Origin of the sequence: Homoserinimonas sedimenticola (assembly GCF_026094475.1) — a bacterium.
GTDB classification, from domain to species: Bacteria; Actinomycetota; Actinomycetes; order Actinomycetales; family Microbacteriaceae; genus Homoserinimonas; species Homoserinimonas sedimenticola.
This window is the reverse complement of record NZ_JAPELL010000001.1, coordinates 1,137,295-1,152,689: the sequence shown is the minus strand read 5'-3', so window position 1 is coordinate 1,152,689 and position 15,395 is coordinate 1,137,295. Positions and strand designations below refer to the sequence as shown.

Genomic DNA, 15,395 nt, shown 5'->3' with positions numbered 1-15,395 from the left:
GGCATCCGCCTCGACCTACCGTGAACGGATGCCTACCTCCCGCGAAGCACGCAAGGTCACCCACCGTTGGCCCCTCATCAGCGGCATCTCAGCCGTGGTACTCGCTGCCGTTCTCGGTGGCCTCATCGCGCTGAGGGCGGGCAATGCTGCCCTTGAGTCGGACACGGAGTGGCTCGAGAACATCCGTGAGGACAGGGGCATCTGGTTCGACACGCCCGCGCTCCTGCTCGACTGGCTCGGTGGGGGCGTGATGGCCGTGTGGGTCGTCCCGCTTGTGACGATCGGCGTGCTCTGTCTCGTGCGCCGATTCTGGGCGGCCCTCTACTATCTCGTGGCGATCGTGCTGAGCGTGCTCCTCGTCCAGGTGCTCAAGACCGTCTTCGGGCGCCCACGACCCGAGGACATCCTCGTGATCTCCGATGAGGGGTCATTCCCCTCGGGGCATGTGGCGAATGCTGCAACGATCGCTGTCACTCTCGGCATCATCGTCTCGCGTGCGTGGGTCTGGTTCGCGGGTGTCATCTACGTGCTGCTCATGCTTCTCAGTCGCACCTACCTGGCCGCGCACTGGATCACGGACACGATCGGGGGTGCGCTCATCGGTGCGGGGGTTGCCGTGATCGTGTGGGCGCCGTTCGCGGCGCGGCTCGAGCGGGAGCGACATCGCCGTCAGGATGTCTCCCCCCGTAGGGGTGACACAGGCTAACGTGAGCACATGACGACGGAGACCCCCGCTCCCAAGGTCACGCGGCGCGACGAGCTCGTCCAGGTGGCGCTCACCGTGCTGGAGCGTGACGGCTTCGCACACCTCAGCGTCGGCGAGGTGGCGCGGCTCGCCGGCATCAAGCCACCATCCCTCTACAAGCAGTTCGCGGGCAAGGCCGACATCGAGGTCGCCCTGATCGCTCACGGCCTCGACCTTCTCGCGGGGGAGTTCGAGCTGTGCCTCGATGAGACCCCCGCGGATGCCACGTACCGGGACCGGCTGGCCGGCTTCATGCAGTGCTTCCGCTCCTTCGGCCTGGAGCATCCGCAGCTCTACCTGCTGATGAACAGCCGTCCCTACCCGACGGAGCAGCTGGGCCCGGCCGCCGAGCACAGCGCGGCCAGGATTTTTTGGCGCACTGTCGCGGAGGGCGACACCTCGCGGGCGGCGGGTGAGGTGGTCGCGAGCGCGTGGGCGTGGGCGCACGGCATCCTGAGTCTCGAGATCGTCGGCCGTCTGGAGAGCGCGGATGCCTCGTGGGCGCTGCTCGTCGACACGGTCTCCGCGCAGCCCGTGGCGCGCTGACGTGTCAACGCTTCGGCGGTTCGAGCCCGCCGACCGTGAGACCCTGCGGCAGGTGTGCCTGCGTACGGCCCGCGCGGGCGAGGACGCGACGGGGCTTTTCTCCGACGACCGGCTCTGGGCTGACGTGTTCCTGGAGCCCTACCTCGCCTTCGAGCCCGAGTTGGCCTTTGTCGCCCTCGACGGAGATGCGCCCGCGGGCTATATCGTCGCGACCTCCGACACCGATGCTTTTGTCGCCTGGTACCGCGCCGAGTGGATTCCGTGGCTTGAGCGCCGGCACCGACGTCCGCCCGAGCATCTCGTGGACGAGACGGCGGGGTCGCTCGAGGAGGCGATCACCCGGCTCGCCTTCCGCCCCGAGCGCATGCTGCGGGAGGGGGCGCGTGAGCATCCGGCGCACCTGCACATCGACCTGCTGCCCTCCCTTCAGGGCCGCGGGGTCGGGCGGATGCTGGTGCGCGCGCTTCTCGCCGAGCTCTCGGCCCGTGGCATCCGGGGTGTTCACCTCGGGGTCGACCCGGCGAACACGGGTGCGCTCGCCTTCTACCGTCGCCTTGGCTTCTCGGAGCTGCCGGGGAGCTCGCGGGAGAACCCGCTCCTCGGGATTCGCAGCGACGCCGAGGTGTGAACCACGAAGCCGCCCTCTATCCCAGCGTGCGGCGTCATGGTGAACTAGGAGTCCGTGCTGCAGCGACGCAGCGCCACGTGGAGGGAGACCCGTTGCCCGAACACAGACACATCCTCATGGTGGCCTCGACCGCCCCGAGTCACATCTACCCTTCGCTCGCGCTCATGCGCGAGTTGGTGGCGAGAGGGCATCGGGTGAGTTACGCGGTCGGCGAGGAGTTGGCGTCGCTCGTGCGGCCGACGGGGGTGGAGGTGTTCGAGCATCCGTCGATCCTGCCGCGGGGTGACGAGGAGTGGCCTGCCGATCCGGGGGAGGCGATGCGGGTGTTCCTCGATGAGGGGATCGCGGTGCTGCCGCTGCTCGCGGAGCGCTTCGACGACGACCGGCCCGACCTGGTGCTCTATGACATCGGCGGGCATCCAGGGCCGATCTTGGCGGCACGCTATGGGGTTCCCGCGGTTCAGCTGTCTCCGGCTTTCGTCGCGTGGGACACCTTCGAGGAGGACAACGCCGACTTCTACGCGACTCTCAAGGCTTCCGTTTCGGGCCGCGCCTATTTCGACACGTTCACGGCGTGGTATCGCGAGAACGGTCTCGATTGGGACGCGGAGACCAAGCAGCCCGACCACATCCTCGCCCTGCTGCCGCGGGCCCTGCAGCCCTTCGCGGAGCGCGTGCCCTCGCGCGTGCGCTTCGTCGGCCCGTGCCTAGACCCGGAGCGGCTGGCGGATGCCTCATGGTCGCCGCCCACGAATGGGCGCCGCGTGCTCCTCGTCTCCTTCGGCACCGCCTACACGGAGCAGCTGCGCGTCTACCGCAGCGCCATCGAGGCCTTCGGGGTGAGCGGCGAGAGGGGCGAACCAGACCCCGACCTGGGCGATGCGTGGCACGTCGTCATGGCGATCGGGCAGCGTGTCGACCCCGAGGAGCTCGGGCCGCTTCCTGTCAACGTCGAGGTGCACGAGTCGGTGCCCCAGCTGGCGGTGCTCGCCTCCGCCTCGGCTTTCATCACGCACGCGGGAATGGGCGGATGCTCGGAGGCCCTGTGGTTCGGCGTGCCGACGGTCGCCATCCCGCAGGCCGTCGACCAGTTCGCCAACGCGCAACGTCTCGTCGAGTTGGGGGTCGGGGTGCACCTCCCTGTTGCGGAGGTGTCGGCGGAGTCCGTGCGGCTCGCGGTCGATTCGGTCGCGGGCTCGGAGGAGGTGCGGGCCCGCCTGGCCGAGTTGAGCGCCTCGACGCGCGCGGCCGGCGGTGTGGGTGCTGCGGCGGATGCGGTTGAGCAGTTCCTCCCGAAGTGAGTGCCGCTTCTTCGTCGCGGATTGATAGGCCCGCTTCTTCGTCGCGGATTGATAGGCCCGCTTCTTCGTCGCGGATTGATAGGCCCGTTCCTTCATCGCGGATTGAGTAGGCCCGTCAGGGCCGTATCGAAATCCCCTTCCCCCTCACAGCCTCCCGGCGTACCGTGTGCGGCATGTCGGATCAGAAGAGCAACCAGGACCAGGAACCGCAGGAGGGCGCCGTGCGCGACGTCGACGCTCCTGAGGCGGAGGAGGACACGACCTCGGGTGGTGCACCCGAGGAGCCGGACACGGATCCGGGCGTCTACGACGGCGGCAAGGGCGAGTAGCGCAGCCTGCGTCGACGATGCGCTGTTTTTCGCGCAGTGCGGGCATTCCGGCGCCCGCATCGCGCGGAAAACACTGCAAGGCCGGGAGGCATCATTTGGCGGAGAATGGGGGATTCGAACCCCCGAGGGCGTTAACCCAACACGCTTTCCAAGCGTGCGCCATAGGCCACTAGGCGAATTCTCCTGACGGTCGTTTTCGGTTCCCCGTTTTTGACCTCCCAGAATCCTACGCGATTTTGGACGGACTCGGGTTCGCCTCGGTGGATCGCCCGCGCCATCACGGTTTCGGACATGTCTGCTAGGCATGCCGGGTTGTTGCTCGCCGATCCGAACTCTGCTCGCTCTGTCCTTCTTCGCGCACGGACGCATACAATCAGTCCAGCCGTTCCGCACCTTCCCGATTCTGGAGCCGAGCAATGGAGCCCGTCGCCGTCGACGCCACCCGACGCTCCTCAGCGAGCCTGGCAGTTCCGCTCAAGGGCCTGGCAGCTCCCGTGACGTTCTCGACGGCACGCGTGCGGCCCGAGGACCGATTGGCCCGCTGGGAGGAGTACAACGAGAGGGAACTCTTCGGCCTGCGCGTTTCCACGCTCTCGGGGCACGGGCTCCTGGCGAAGCAGACGAACCTCGACCTCAGGAGGCTCCGTTTCACCGAGATTGTCGGCAATGACCATGTGATCGAGCGCACGCCACGCAATATCGCTCAGAAGCCGGTGGACGCGATCATGCTGTGCCTCCTGTTGGAGGGCGACGCATTCTTCTATCACTCGGACGGGTGCGAAACGCTCACCGCCGGCGATGCTGTCATTTACGACACCGAGCGTCCGTTCATGTACGGCTTCTCTTCAGCGATGCGCCAGGTCATCCTCGAGCTGCCGCGCACGCTGTTCGAGGGACGGATGCTCTCGGATGGTGCGTTCCGTCCGCGGGTGTTGCGCCTCACTGATTCGGCCTCGGCGACGAACCACGCTCGCACAGCGACGCGCGCGGTGCTCAACACACTTCAGTCCCCGCCGCAGGACTCGGACAGCCTCGAGGAGTCGGTTCTCGACCTGTTCGGGCTCATCGCGGGGCAGTCGGCAGGTTCGCCGTCGACCGGCTACCTGCTCTCCGCCAAGGACTTCATCCGCACGCACCTGCGGGAATCAGATCTGTCGGTGTCCCGCGTGGCGCGGGCAGTTGGTCTCAGCGAGCGACATCTCGCGCGCGTGTTCGCCGACGATGCCACGACGCTCTCGCGGTACGTTCTCGACGCTCGCCTGGCCCGGGCGCGCGACCTGCTCACTGCGAACCGCGACGCTCCGATCGCGGAGCTCGCGGCGTCCGTCGGGTTCGTCTCGGCGGCCCACTTCGCCCGCGCCTTCAGGCAGCGCTACGGGTGCACGCCGAGTGATGTTCGCGCTGGCGACTGACCGCGCTGGCTCCTGACCGCGCTGGCTCCTGACCGCGCTGGCTCCTGACGGCACCGGGCTGTGACGTCCCGTCGTTGACTCAGGCTGACGAGTCTTTTGCCGGTTCCTGCCGTCTGCATCCGCTCGCCTCGTCGAGTCGCAATGCTGTCCGGATACCCAGCGGTGTGCGGATGCGCGGCTGGGACGGTCCATCGATGCACCCACGGTCTCGACCCGGGCATCAACGACGAGCGCAGCAGGAGAGACAATGACGTTTTTTGACCAGCAGGAGTGGGACGGCCGGGCGTACGTGGGCGGCTGGACCGCCCTCAGCGGGACAGCGCCCGTGGTGTCCCCTGCGACCGGCACAGAGCTGGCCTCCGTCGCCGTGAGCAGCGCCGAGGACCTCGATGCCGCTGTGCAGCGGGCCGTCGTCGCCCAGCGCGACTGGGCGGCTCGTCCGGCGCATGAGCGCGCCGAGGTGATGCGCAGGGCCGCCGCCCTCGCGGAAGAGCACGGTGACGTGCTCGCGGGCTGGTTGGTCAATGAGGCTGGGTCGGCGCAGGCCAAGGCCGCGTTCGAGGTCGGGCTCGTCACGAGCGAGCTGCACCAGGCCGCGGCGACCGCGATGATGCCCTACGGCCAACTGCTGCAGTCGTCCCTTCCCCGCCTGAGCATGGCCCGGCGTCGCCCGGTGGGTGTCGTCGGGGTGATCTCGCCGTTCAACTTCCCGGCGATACTCGCGTCGCGCTCGGTATTCCCCGCTTTGACTCTCGGCAACGCCGTCGTGCTCAAGCCGGACCCCCGCACGTCCATCTCGGGCGGCCTGTTCCTCGCAGCGATCTTGGAGGAGGCAGGACTCCCCGCCGGAGTATTCGCCGTCGTGCCGGGTGGTGCGGAGGCGGGCGGTGCCCTGGTGGATCATCCGCAGGTGCCGGTCGTCTCCTTCACCGGATCCACCGCCGCCGGTCGCGCGATCGGCGAACGGGCTGGCCGCCTGCTCAAGCGTGCTCATCTGGAGTTGGGCGGCAACAACGCGATGATCGTCATGCCCGATGTCGACCTTCCCGCTGCCGCTGCCGCAGGCGCGTGGGGTTCCTTCCTGCATCAGGGCCAGATCTGCATGACCACAGGGCGGCATATCGTGCACGCCGACGTCTACGACGAGTACGTCGAACTGCTGGGAGAGAAGGCGCGGAACCTGCCGGCCGGCGATCCGGCCACGGGAGTGCCACTCGGGCCGATCATCGACGCCGGCCAGCGCGACCGCGTCCACGGTCTTGTCACATCGACGGTCGACGCCGGCGCTCGGCTCGTCGCTGGCGGCACCTACACCGACCTCTTCTATCAGCCCACCGTGTTGGCGGGGGTCACCGCGGAGCACCCCGCGTTCAAAGAAGAGGTGTTCGGCCCTGTCGCCCCCGTGATCCGCTTCGACGACATCGATGAGGCGGTTGAGATCACCAACCGCAGCGAATACGGGCTCTCCATCTCCATCCTCGCGCGGGACGCCTTCCGGGCGTTCGAGCTCAGCGAGCGCCTCACCTGCGGCATCCTCCATATCAACGACCAGACGGTGGATGACGAAGCGCAGGCACCCTTCGGAGGTATCGGCTTCTCCGGCACGGGAGCACGCTTCGGCGGGCACGAGGCGAGCATCGAGGCGTTCACCGAGACCCAGTGGGTGACGGTGCAGTCCCAGATACAGCGCTACCCCTTCTGAACCACCCCCGGCCCCCCTTGCCGGATCCCTTGTACCGAGATGAAAGGAAGCATGATGACGAATCGACGACGACTGCGTGCCCTGCACGCCGCCGCCGCGCTCACCTGCGGAGCGATGGTGCTCACGGCGTGCGCGAGTGATGGAAGCGAGCCGGAGACCTCCGGCGACGTCTCGGCCGACGTGGAGGCCGCCAAGGAGTTCCTGGCGCCCTGGATGGGCGAGGGCGAGAAGGGGCTGCTCATCGACGAGCCGCTCGAATCACCCGTCGCCGAGGGCACGCACGTCGTGTATCTCGACGTGGGCACGCCGGTCAGTGCCGTGATGTGGGGCAACCTCCAGGCACCCGCCGAGCTCCTCGGCCTCGAGCTCGAACGGGTGGAGGTCGGCCGGGATGCGCAGAGCATCAACTCTGCGATGAACACGGTCGTCGAGATGGCACCGGATGGCGTGATCAACATCACACTCGACCCGATCTTCTTCGAGTCGCAGATCGAGCAGCTCGAGGAGATGGGGATCCCCATCGCGAGCGGTTCGGTGATGAACACGCTCGACTATGACCTTCCCGAGGCATTCAACGGCAGCGAGTGGATGCAGGCGAACGGCGAAGCCCTGGCGGCTGCGGCCATCGTGCGCTCGGAGGGCACGGCGGAGTACGTGTTCTACAACGTGCCCGAGTTCCCGTTCTCCGCGCTGGAGCTCGAGGGAGCGCAGTCGAAGATGGAGGAGCTCTGCCCCGACTGCACCCTGCGCGTCGTCGACATTCCGATCGCTGAGCTGGGTTCGACCGCGGCTGACCGCGTGATCAGTGACCTCCAGGCGAACCCGGGAACGGACTACTACATCGCGGCCGTTGACGAGGTCCAGATCGGGCTGCCCCAGAAGCTGGAGCTGGCTGGGTTGGACGTGCCCGGCATCGGTATGTGGACGGCACCGCCGAACTATGAGCAGATCGCGAACGGCGAGCAGGATGCGACGCTGTCGGTCGACCTGAACCTGATGATGTGGACTGTCCTCGACCAGCTCCTCCGGGAGATGAACGGCCAGGTCTACGAGTGGCCTGACGTGGCGACGCGCGCTTCCACGCTGACGCGTGTCACCGATGAGAGCAACGCGCCGGAGGACCCGGTGGTCGGCTACGTCGCCATCCCGGACTACCAGGAGCGCTTCGCCGCGAACTGGTTGGCCGAGTAACTGAGTCCGGGGAGGACCGCATCGCTGCGGACCTCCCCGGCGCCCCACTATCCGATAGGAACCACAGCTTATGGCCGTGTCGACTCCGCTCTTGCGCGTCACCGGACTCGTCAAACGCTTCCCGAGCCTGGTCGCGCTCGACCACCTCGACCTCGACGTCCATGGCGGCGAGGTCGTCGCCGTGGTCGGTCACAACGGCTCGGGCAAGTCCACCCTCGTGAAGATCCTTGCGGGCGCCTACACGGCGGACGACGGATCCGTCGCCCTTGCCGAATCAACCGACCTCCACTTCATCCACCAGAACCTCGCACTCATCGGCGAGCTGTCAGCCGTGGAGAACCTGGGGCTCGCCAACGGCAGGGGAGCCGCCGCGGCCGCGCCCTTTCGGTCGACGGAGGAACGCGCCCGCACTCGGGAGCTCATCGAGCGATTCGGAGCGGGCTTCGACATCGACCGCCCCGTGCGGGAGCTCACCCCGGCGCAGCGGGCCGTGATCGCGATTAGCCGCGCGCTCGAAGGCTGGACGCATCCGGCCAATGTCATCGTGCTGGACGAGCCCACCGAATCGCTCCACCGCAACGAGGTGGAGGTTCTCTTCGCGGCCGTCCGGCAACTCGCTGCTGAGGGTGCTGGCGTCATCTTCGTGTCACACCGGCTCGATGAGGTACTAGACCTCGCGGATCGCGTTGTCGTGCTTCGAGACGGCAGCAAGGTCGCCGATGAGCCGGTGACCGAGATCGACCAGGCCCGGCTTGTCGAACTCATCACGGGCGACGCCGGAGCTGTGGTCGGCGACGCCCAGTCCGCGGGAAGGCGAAACGAGGATGCCGGCCCCGTGCTGCGGGTGCGTGGCCTGCGCGGCGCCACCGTCGATGGCCTCGACCTCGAGCTCTATCCCGGTGAGGTGGTAGGGCTTGCGGGGGTTCTCGGCTCGGGGCGCGAAGCCGTTCCCTCACTGCTGTACGGGGCCGCTCCAAGCGAGGCCCGGGAATACACCGTCGCGGGCCAGAGCTACGCCCGACGGTCGCCGAAAGCCAGCCTTGCCCGGGGTATCGCGTTCGTGCCGGGAGACCGTGGTCGGCTGGGTGCAATCCTCGAGATGAGCGCGCGGGAGAACCTCACGTTGCCGCAACTGCGCACCCTGACAGGCCCCTTCGGAAACATCCTGATGAAGGAGGAGCGCGATGAGACCGACGGTGCGATGGCGGCGTACCAAGTGCGCCCCCCGCTTGCCGAACAGAAGTTTACCCTCTTCAGCGGAGGCAACCAGCAGAAGGTCGTCATCGCCCGAGCACTCCGCGACGACCCCTCGTTGCTACTCCTCGACGAACCGACCCAGGGAGTCGACATCGGAGCCAAGGCCACCATCTACGAGACCATCGACGCCGCTGCGGCACGCGGAACCGCGGTGCTGGTCAGCTCCTCTGACGACAAGGAGTTGATGAGGCTGTGCGACCGCGTGATCGTGATGCGCGACGGCCGCATGGCCGCCGAGCTGAGCGGCGCCAACCTCACGGAGCGCCGCCTCGTCTCCGAGGGATATGGCTTCGCGTGACCCGTTTGACCATCGCTTCCCAGGAGGATTCGTGAACAACAGCAGCGGCGGCATCCTGCGCGCCCTCTCATTCCGCAACATCAGTGCGGTGTACATCTTCATCATCATCTTCGTGGTGTTCTCACTCTGGATCCCAGAGAAGTTCCTCCAGATCGGAGTCTGGCGCTCGCTGTTGGACGCCGAGGCGCTCACCGGTCTCGCCGCAATCGCGGCGCTGATTCCCCTGGTTGCCGGCTCACTCAACCTGGCGGTCGGTGCCCAGGTGGGCTTCTCTGCGATCCTGTCGGCCTGGTTCCTCTCCAAGGCTGGGCTGCCGATCGCCATACAGTTGCCGGTCGTGGTGCTGATGGGTGCGCTCATCGGTTTCGTGACGGCTCTCGTCATCACGCGCCTCAAGGTCGAGCCGATCATCGCGACACTGGGCATGAGTTCCATCCTCCTCGCGGGCATGGCGGCCGTCTCCAACAGCCAGCAGATACTCGGCCTCGGCCCGGACTATCGGATGATCGCGACGACGCAATTCGGTGGAATCACGGTGCCCGTGTACGTCCTGCTCATCGTGGCCGTCATCACCTGGTACGTGCTCGAGCGGACTCCGATCGGCAGGCGGCTGTACGCGGTCGGCTACAACCCGGAGGCTGCCCATCTGGCCGGTGTGGGGGTGGAACGACTGCGCATCGCCACTCTCACGGCGGGCGGCGCGATCGCCGCGTTGGCCGGCGCGCTGCTCACCAGCCGTATCAACGCGGGCGACCCCACCGTCGGACCGAGCTTTCTGCTGCCCGCGCTGACGGCCGTGTTCCTCGGCTCCACACAGTTCAAGGGCGGACGCTTCAACGTATGGGGCACCGTCGTCGCGATGTATGTGCTCGCGGTAGGAATCAAGGGACTGCAGCTGGCGGGATCGCCCAGCTGGGTCAACAACCTCTTCTACGGCATCGCTCTGCTACTGGCAGTGGCGCTGTCGCAGTGGGAGAGGACCGCTCGCCGTGGATCGGCGATCGGGCGGTTACTGCGACGCCGACAGCCGGTCGGCCCTGGACAGGGGTGACAGATCATGCGACATAGGGGCAGAGCATCAACCGTATTTCCGATAGAATGATCTCCGGCTCCCCGCGTGGCGCCATCCAGGCCAACTCCCCCAGGGCAGAAATGCAGCAAGGGTAACCGGGCTCTGGCGGGTGCGCGGGGGGTCTTTCATGTTCTCGGGAGGCGGGACGCGGGACGCGGGACGCGGGGCTCGCGGCATCCCATGACCGTCTAGGTTTTCTCTCGAAGCGCGAGCGTAGGGTGGGCGCCGTGGCACGGAATATCTACATCACCTCCGTCGAGGGGCACGCCGGCAAGTCGACGATCGCGCTCGGCCTGCTCGACACGCTCGCGCATGAGACGAGCCGGGTCGGCGTGTTCCGGCCGGTCGCCCGTTCCTCTGACGAGCGCGACTATGTGCTCGAGATGCTGCTCGGCCACGATGGGGTCGACCTCGACTATGAGCAGTGCGTCGGGGTCACCTACGACGACGTGCACGCGGACCCGGATGCTGCGCTCTCCAGCATCGTCGAGCGCTTCAAGTCCGTCGAGGCCCTGTGTGACGCCGTCGTCATCCTGGGGTCGGATTACACGGATGTGGGCAGCCCGACCGAACTCTCCTACAACGCGCGCATCGCGGCCAACCTGGGCGCGCCCGTGCTGCTCGTGCTCGGCGGGCAGTCTTCGGAGACGGGGGCGCGCAGCGGGGAGGAGCTGAGCCAGGTCTTCGGCCTCGCCTCGCAGGAGCTGGAGGCCGCGCACGCGCACCTGCTCGGTGTCGTCGCCAACCGAGCGCATCCAGAGCTCATGGACGAGATCCGCACCGAGCTCTCACGTGCAACCGGCGACGCGCCCGTGTGGGTGCTGCCCGAGGACCCCTTCCTCATCGCCCCCACCATGCAGCAGCTGCTCGAGGCCGTTGACGGCACGCAGATCAAGGGCGACCCGGCCCTCCTCCAGCGCGAGGCGCTCGGGGTCGTGATGGCGGGCATGTCCATGGAGAACTGCCTCACGCGCCTGATCGAGGGGGCGGTCGTGGTGGTCGCGGGGGACCGTTCCGACGTGCTGCTCGCGATGCTCATGGCGAACCGCTCGGAGACCTTCCCCTCGCTCGCGGGCATCATCCTCAATGGAGGGTTCGACCTCCTGCCGCAGATCGAGCGGCTCATCGACGGCCTCGAGGCCTCCATCCCGATCATCCGCACCGAGTTCGGCACCTACGACACGGCCCAGCGGGTCACCAGGACGCGCGGGCGCATGGCCGCGGACTCACGCCGCAAGTTCGACACCGCGATCGCACTCTTCGAGGAGCACGTCGACGCATCCGAGCTTCTCGCCCGACTCCAGGTCTCGCGCTCCGACACTGTGACGCCGCTCATGTTCGAGTACGACCTGCTGGCTCGCGCGCGCCAGGCCGACCGCCACATTGTGCTGCCTGAGGGCGGCGACGACCGCATCCTGCATGCGGCGAGCATCCTGCTCCGTCGGAATGTCGCGCGCCTCACGATCCTCGGCGACGAGGGGGAGGTGCGCGCGCGGGCGGCGGGGCTCGGTCTCGACATCGCGGCAGCACGCATCCTGAGCCCTTTCGACCCCGAGCTCCGCGAGCGTTTCGCCGAGGAGTACACGCGGCTCCGGGCGCACAAGGGCATGACGCTCGAGGTGGCGCGCGAGACGGTGACGGATGTCTCGTACTTCGGCACCATGATGGTGCACCTCGGCCTTGCCGACGGCATGGTGTCGGGGGCGGCGCACACGACGGCGCACACGATCCGCCCAAGCTTCGAGATCATCAAGACGAAGCCAGACACCTCGGTCGTCTCAAGCATCTTCCTCATGTGCCTTGAGGACCGCGTGCTCGCTTACGGCGACTGCGCTGTCATCCCCGACCCCGATGCTGGCCAGCTCGCCGATATCGCGATCTCCTCCGCCGAGACCGCGAGCCAGTTCGGCATCGACCCCCGTGTCGCGATGCTTTCGTACTCGACTGGGGAGTCGGGTAGCGGCGCCGACGTCGAGAAGGTGCGTGAGGCAACCGCGCTTGTGCGGGAGCGTCGCTCCGAGCTGCCCGTCGCGGGGCCGATCCAGTACGACGCCGCGGTGGATGCCGCAGTCGGCCGGTCCAAGATGCCCGATTCGGATGTCGCAGGGCGGGCCACCGTCTTCGTCTTCCCCGACCTCAACACGGGCAACAACACCTACAAGGCGGTGCAGCGCAGTGCAGGGGCCGTCGCGATCGGGCCGGTGCTGCAGGGCCTCAACAAGCCCATCAACGACCTGTCGCGCGGCGCCCTCGTGCAGGACATCGTCAACACGGTCGCGATCACGGCGATCCAGGCGGCGTCGCCGGTTGAGCCTGTCGAAACCCCGCCGGTTGAGCCGGGGCCCCCGCCGATTGAGCCGGGGCCCCCGCCGGCTGAGCCAGTGGAAAGCAAGGACCGCCCATGACCCAGGTCTTCGTCGTCAACTCGGGTTCGTCCTCGATCAAGTACCAGTTGGTCGACCTCGAGACGGAGCAGGCAGTCGTCTCGGGCCTGATCGAACGCATCGGCGAGCCGGGTGAGGTGCCCGATCATCTCGCGGGGATGCGGCAGGTCCTCGATGCGCTGGGTCCCGGCCGCGAGATCGCGGCGGTGGGTCACCGGGTGGTCCACGGCGGGCCGCGCTTCTCCTCGGCAACCCTCGTGACCGACGAGGTGGAGGCGCAGATCGAGGAGCTCTCGGCCCTCGCCCCGCTCCACAACCCTGCGAACGTCCTCGGCATCCGCGCGGCTCGCGAGTCTCTCCCCGGGGTGCCGCACGTCGCGGTCTTCGACACTGCCTTTCACTCGACCCTGCCGCCCGCCGCCTACACCTACGCGATCGACGCGGAACTCGCGCAGCGCCATCAGGTGCGCCGCTACGGCTTCCACGGAACCTCGCACCAGTACGTGTCGCGGCGCGCGGCCCGCTTCCTGGGCAGGCCGCTGGAGTCGCTCAAGACGATCGTTCTGCATCTCGGCAACGGCGCATCCGTCACGGCGGTCGATGGTGGCCGCTCGGTCGACACCTCGATGGGCCTCACCCCGCTCGAGGGTCTCGTGATGGGCACCCGCTCAGGTGACATCGATGCGGGTGTCGTCTTCCATCTCGCCCGCGAGGCTGGGCTTTCGATCGACGAGCTCGACGTGCTGCTCAACCGCCGCAGCGGGCTCCTCGGGCTCACGGGCACGGGCGACATGCGGGACGTGACGGATGCCGCGGCGCGCGGCGATGCGGCAGCGGTCGCTGCGCTCGAGGTCTGGCGCCACCGCATCCGCCACTACATCGGGGCATACACTGCCGGCCTCGGGGGCCTCGACGCCCTCGTCTTCACGGCGGGTATCGGCGAGAACAACGCGTCGCTGCGCCGCCTCGCGCTCTCGGGGCTCTGGTTCCTCGGCGTCGAGGTGGACGACGAGCGCAACGAACTGCCGTCCCGTGCCGAGCGTTTCATCTCTCCCGAGGGCACCCCCGTCGCGGTGCTCGTCATCCCCACCAACGAGGAGTTGGAGATCGCGCGTCAGGCGGCGGCTCTCGTCGCCTGACGCGGCCATCTCCCTCTCCCTCCCGCCCCGCCCCGCCCAGCCCCCGATTGTTCCGGAGGAGATTTTCGCCGACACGCCGCCCACGGCGGCCCCAACCCGGCGCGCCGCCCAAAATCTCCTCCTCAACCCCTGCGGCTCCCTCGGAATGCAGGCTTCACCCGCGCACGATCACGCGCCGTGCCTGCTTCAGCTGGCGCGCATCCGCGACCTGGCGGTGTATGGCTCCCATGACCAGTTGCCAGTTCTCGTCTGTGAAGCTCTCGGGACCGATGCTCACTGTGGGAATGCCGTAGAGCTGGGCCACGAGGATGCGCACCCGGTCCTTGCGTCTCTGGGCGGGGCTCCCGTGGTGGGCCTCGCTGTCGACTTCCACGATGACGCAGTCCTCGACCAACATGTCGACGGTGCCGGCGCCGAGGAGGAAGAACTGGGGTTGCACGCGAAAGCCTTCATCTAGGAGCCGCAGGCGAGCCTTGGTCTCATTGCCTGAACCGGCCCGTGCGTCTTTTCGTTCATCGAGCCGTTCGAGTCGCCGCGGAAGTGTCTCCCGGATCCGTTCCCACTGGGTGAGGCTGATCGCGCCGACGTGCAGTGCGGAGTCGATACACGCGACAGCATGTTCGCTGGACTGGCAGCGCACGGCTTGCGCGAGGGCATCCTCGATGGAGACGATCCAGTCAAGCGCGCCTTCGAAGCGCTGCTCGCTCCAGTGGATCACCGGGCCGTTTTCGTCGCATCGCCGGATCGGGTCGAGATCGTTTCCGTAGGTGTTCACGATCGACGGGTGTGGGAGGGGCACCGCCTCGACTGTCATCGATGGAGGCACGTGCCGGTCGAGTCCGCCGGTCGTCGTGGCGACGTGAAGGTGCAGCGCATCTCCGTCGCCTGACCACACGCCCCAACGGCGTAGGGCGCTCACGCATCCGATCCGGGCTCCCGCGGTGACGGCGCGCACCTGGTCGCGGTCGGCTAGGCGGGTGGCGACCCACCCCTTCTTCGGTCGCCAGAGCGTGCCGTCGCGGATGCCGTCGGCAATCTCGGCGGACGTCACGCCCGAATCGCGCAGAGTTCGGAGTCGTGCGACGTGGCCGACGAGACGCATGGTGTGCATGAGCGGGGGAGACATGCCTCCAGTGGTGCACGTTTCCCGCACCGGGGGTGTCGCCGCGACGGTCTGCGTGTGGAGAGGTGCGCATTCGGCCCCCTGTGCAGGGCCCTCGGCGGGCGCCTCTCCGGCCACGTTCCGCAGGAGATTTGCGTTGACGCGCCGGTTCGCGGCATCCGTCATCGGCGCGTCGGCGAAGATCTCCTCCAGAACTGGCGCATGCTCCGGCACGGCGACCAGGGGCAGGGGCCGACCGGATGCCGCGGCTCCCGCCGCCCGCACGCCC

13 protein-coding genes, 1 tRNA gene and 1 other RNA gene are annotated in these 15,395 nt (G+C 67.8%); 13 read left to right on the top strand and 2 right to left on the bottom strand.

Features of this window, described 5'->3' with window-relative positions; translation table 11 throughout:
- Positions 1–28 precede the first annotated feature (28 nt).
- The 5 genes from OH146_RS05345 to OH146_RS05325 all read left to right on the top strand — a co-directional run bounded on the left by OH146_RS05345 (position 29) and on the right by OH146_RS05325 (position 3,549).
- Positions 29–706, top strand: coding sequence for a phosphatase PAP2 family protein (locus OH146_RS05345; protein WP_265158146.1), 678 nt, complete (start codon positions 29–31; stop codon positions 704–706).
- Between the two features lie 9 nt (positions 707–715).
- Positions 716–1,291, top strand: a complete 576-nt coding sequence (locus OH146_RS05340; protein ID WP_265158143.1) for a TetR/AcrR family transcriptional regulator — start codon at positions 716–718, stop codon at positions 1,289–1,291.
- Between the two features lies 1 nt (position 1,292).
- Entirely contained in the window at positions 1,293–1,919 is a 627-nt protein-coding gene (locus OH146_RS05335) for a GNAT family N-acetyltransferase (protein ID WP_265158140.1), read from the top strand.
- A gap of 92 nt (positions 1,920–2,011) precedes the next feature.
- Entirely contained in the window at positions 2,012–3,220 is a 1,209-nt protein-coding gene (locus OH146_RS05330; protein ID WP_265158136.1) for a macrolide family glycosyltransferase, read from the top strand.
- A gap of 173 nt (positions 3,221–3,393) precedes the next feature.
- Entirely contained in the window at positions 3,394–3,549 is a 156-nt protein-coding gene (locus OH146_RS05325) for a hypothetical protein (protein WP_265158133.1), read from the top strand.
- Between the two features lie 96 nt (positions 3,550–3,645).
- Here the strand turns inward: OH146_RS05325 and OH146_RS05320 are convergent.
- Positions 3,646–3,733, bottom strand: a tRNA-Ser gene (locus OH146_RS05320).
- 232 nt (positions 3,734–3,965) lie between these two features.
- Here OH146_RS05320 and OH146_RS05315 point away from each other — a divergent pair.
- The 8 genes from OH146_RS05315 (at position 3,966) to OH146_RS05280 (ending at position 14,004) form a co-directional block, all read left to right on the top strand.
- Positions 3,966–4,961, top strand: coding sequence for a helix-turn-helix domain-containing protein (locus OH146_RS05315; RefSeq protein ID WP_265158132.1), 996 nt, complete (start codon positions 3,966–3,968; stop codon positions 4,959–4,961).
- A 247-nt stretch (positions 4,962–5,208) separates the two neighbouring features.
- Positions 5,209–6,663: a benzaldehyde dehydrogenase gene (locus tag OH146_RS05310; protein WP_265158130.1), complete on the top strand. Its 1,455-nt coding sequence runs from the start codon at positions 5,209–5,211 to the stop codon at positions 6,661–6,663.
- Positions 6,664–6,717: 54 nt separating this feature from the next.
- On the top strand, positions 6,718–7,854 hold the full coding sequence (locus OH146_RS05305) for a sugar ABC transporter substrate-binding protein (protein ID WP_265158127.1): 1,137 nt from the start codon (positions 6,718–6,720) through the stop codon (positions 7,852–7,854).
- Between the two features lie 76 nt (positions 7,855–7,930).
- Entirely contained in the window at positions 7,931–9,409 is a 1,479-nt protein-coding gene (locus OH146_RS05300; RefSeq protein ID WP_265158125.1) for a sugar ABC transporter ATP-binding protein, read from the top strand.
- A gap of 31 nt (positions 9,410–9,440) precedes the next feature.
- Positions 9,441–10,460 carry an ABC transporter permease gene (locus tag OH146_RS05295; RefSeq protein ID WP_265158122.1) on the top strand — a complete coding sequence of 340 codons (1,020 nt, stop codon included), beginning with the start codon at positions 9,441–9,443 and terminating at the stop codon, positions 10,458–10,460.
- Between the two features lie 53 nt (positions 10,461–10,513).
- Positions 10,514–10,610: signal recognition particle sRNA small type (gene ffs / locus OH146_RS05290), an RNA gene on the top strand.
- A gap of 98 nt (positions 10,611–10,708) precedes the next feature.
- Positions 10,709–12,886 carry a phosphate acetyltransferase gene (gene pta, locus OH146_RS05285; protein WP_265158119.1) on the top strand — a complete coding sequence of 726 codons (2,178 nt, stop codon included), beginning with the start codon at positions 10,709–10,711 and terminating at the stop codon, positions 12,884–12,886.
- Entirely contained in the window at positions 12,883–14,004 is a 1,122-nt protein-coding gene (locus OH146_RS05280; RefSeq protein WP_265158116.1) for an acetate kinase, read from the top strand. Before pta ends, OH146_RS05280 begins: the two co-directional genes overlap by 4 nt.
- Positions 14,005–14,158: 154 nt before the next feature.
- Here the strand turns inward: OH146_RS05280 and OH146_RS05275 are convergent, their stop codons facing one another.
- Positions 14,159–15,391, bottom strand: coding sequence for a hypothetical protein (locus OH146_RS05275; protein ID WP_265158112.1), 1,233 nt, complete (start codon positions 15,389–15,391; stop codon positions 14,159–14,161).
- Positions 15,392–15,395 lie beyond the last annotated feature (4 nt).

What these genes read in the sequence shown, in the direction of transcription:
- OH146_RS05340 (WP_265158143.1), top strand. Translation starts at nt 716, where the DNA reads ATGACGACGGAGACCCCCGCTCCCAAGGTCACGCGGCGCGACGAGCTC.
- OH146_RS05325 (WP_265158133.1), top strand. Translation starts at nt 3,394, where the DNA reads ATGTCGGATCAGAAGAGCAACCAGGACCAGGAACCGCAGGAGGGCGCC.
- OH146_RS05310 (WP_265158130.1), top strand. Translation starts at nt 5,209, where the DNA reads ATGACGTTTTTTGACCAGCAGGAGTGGGACGGCCGGGCGTACGTGGGC.
- OH146_RS05345 (WP_265158146.1), top strand. Translation starts at nt 29, where the DNA reads ATGCCTACCTCCCGCGAAGCACGCAAGGTCACCCACCGTTGGCCCCTC.
- OH146_RS05305 (WP_265158127.1), top strand. Translation starts at nt 6,718, where the DNA reads ATGACGAATCGACGACGACTGCGTGCCCTGCACGCCGCCGCCGCGCTC.
- OH146_RS05280 (WP_265158116.1), top strand. Translation starts at nt 12,883, where the DNA reads ATGACCCAGGTCTTCGTCGTCAACTCGGGTTCGTCCTCGATCAAGTAC.
- OH146_RS05315 (WP_265158132.1), top strand. Translation starts at nt 3,966, where the DNA reads ATGGAGCCCGTCGCCGTCGACGCCACCCGACGCTCCTCAGCGAGCCTG.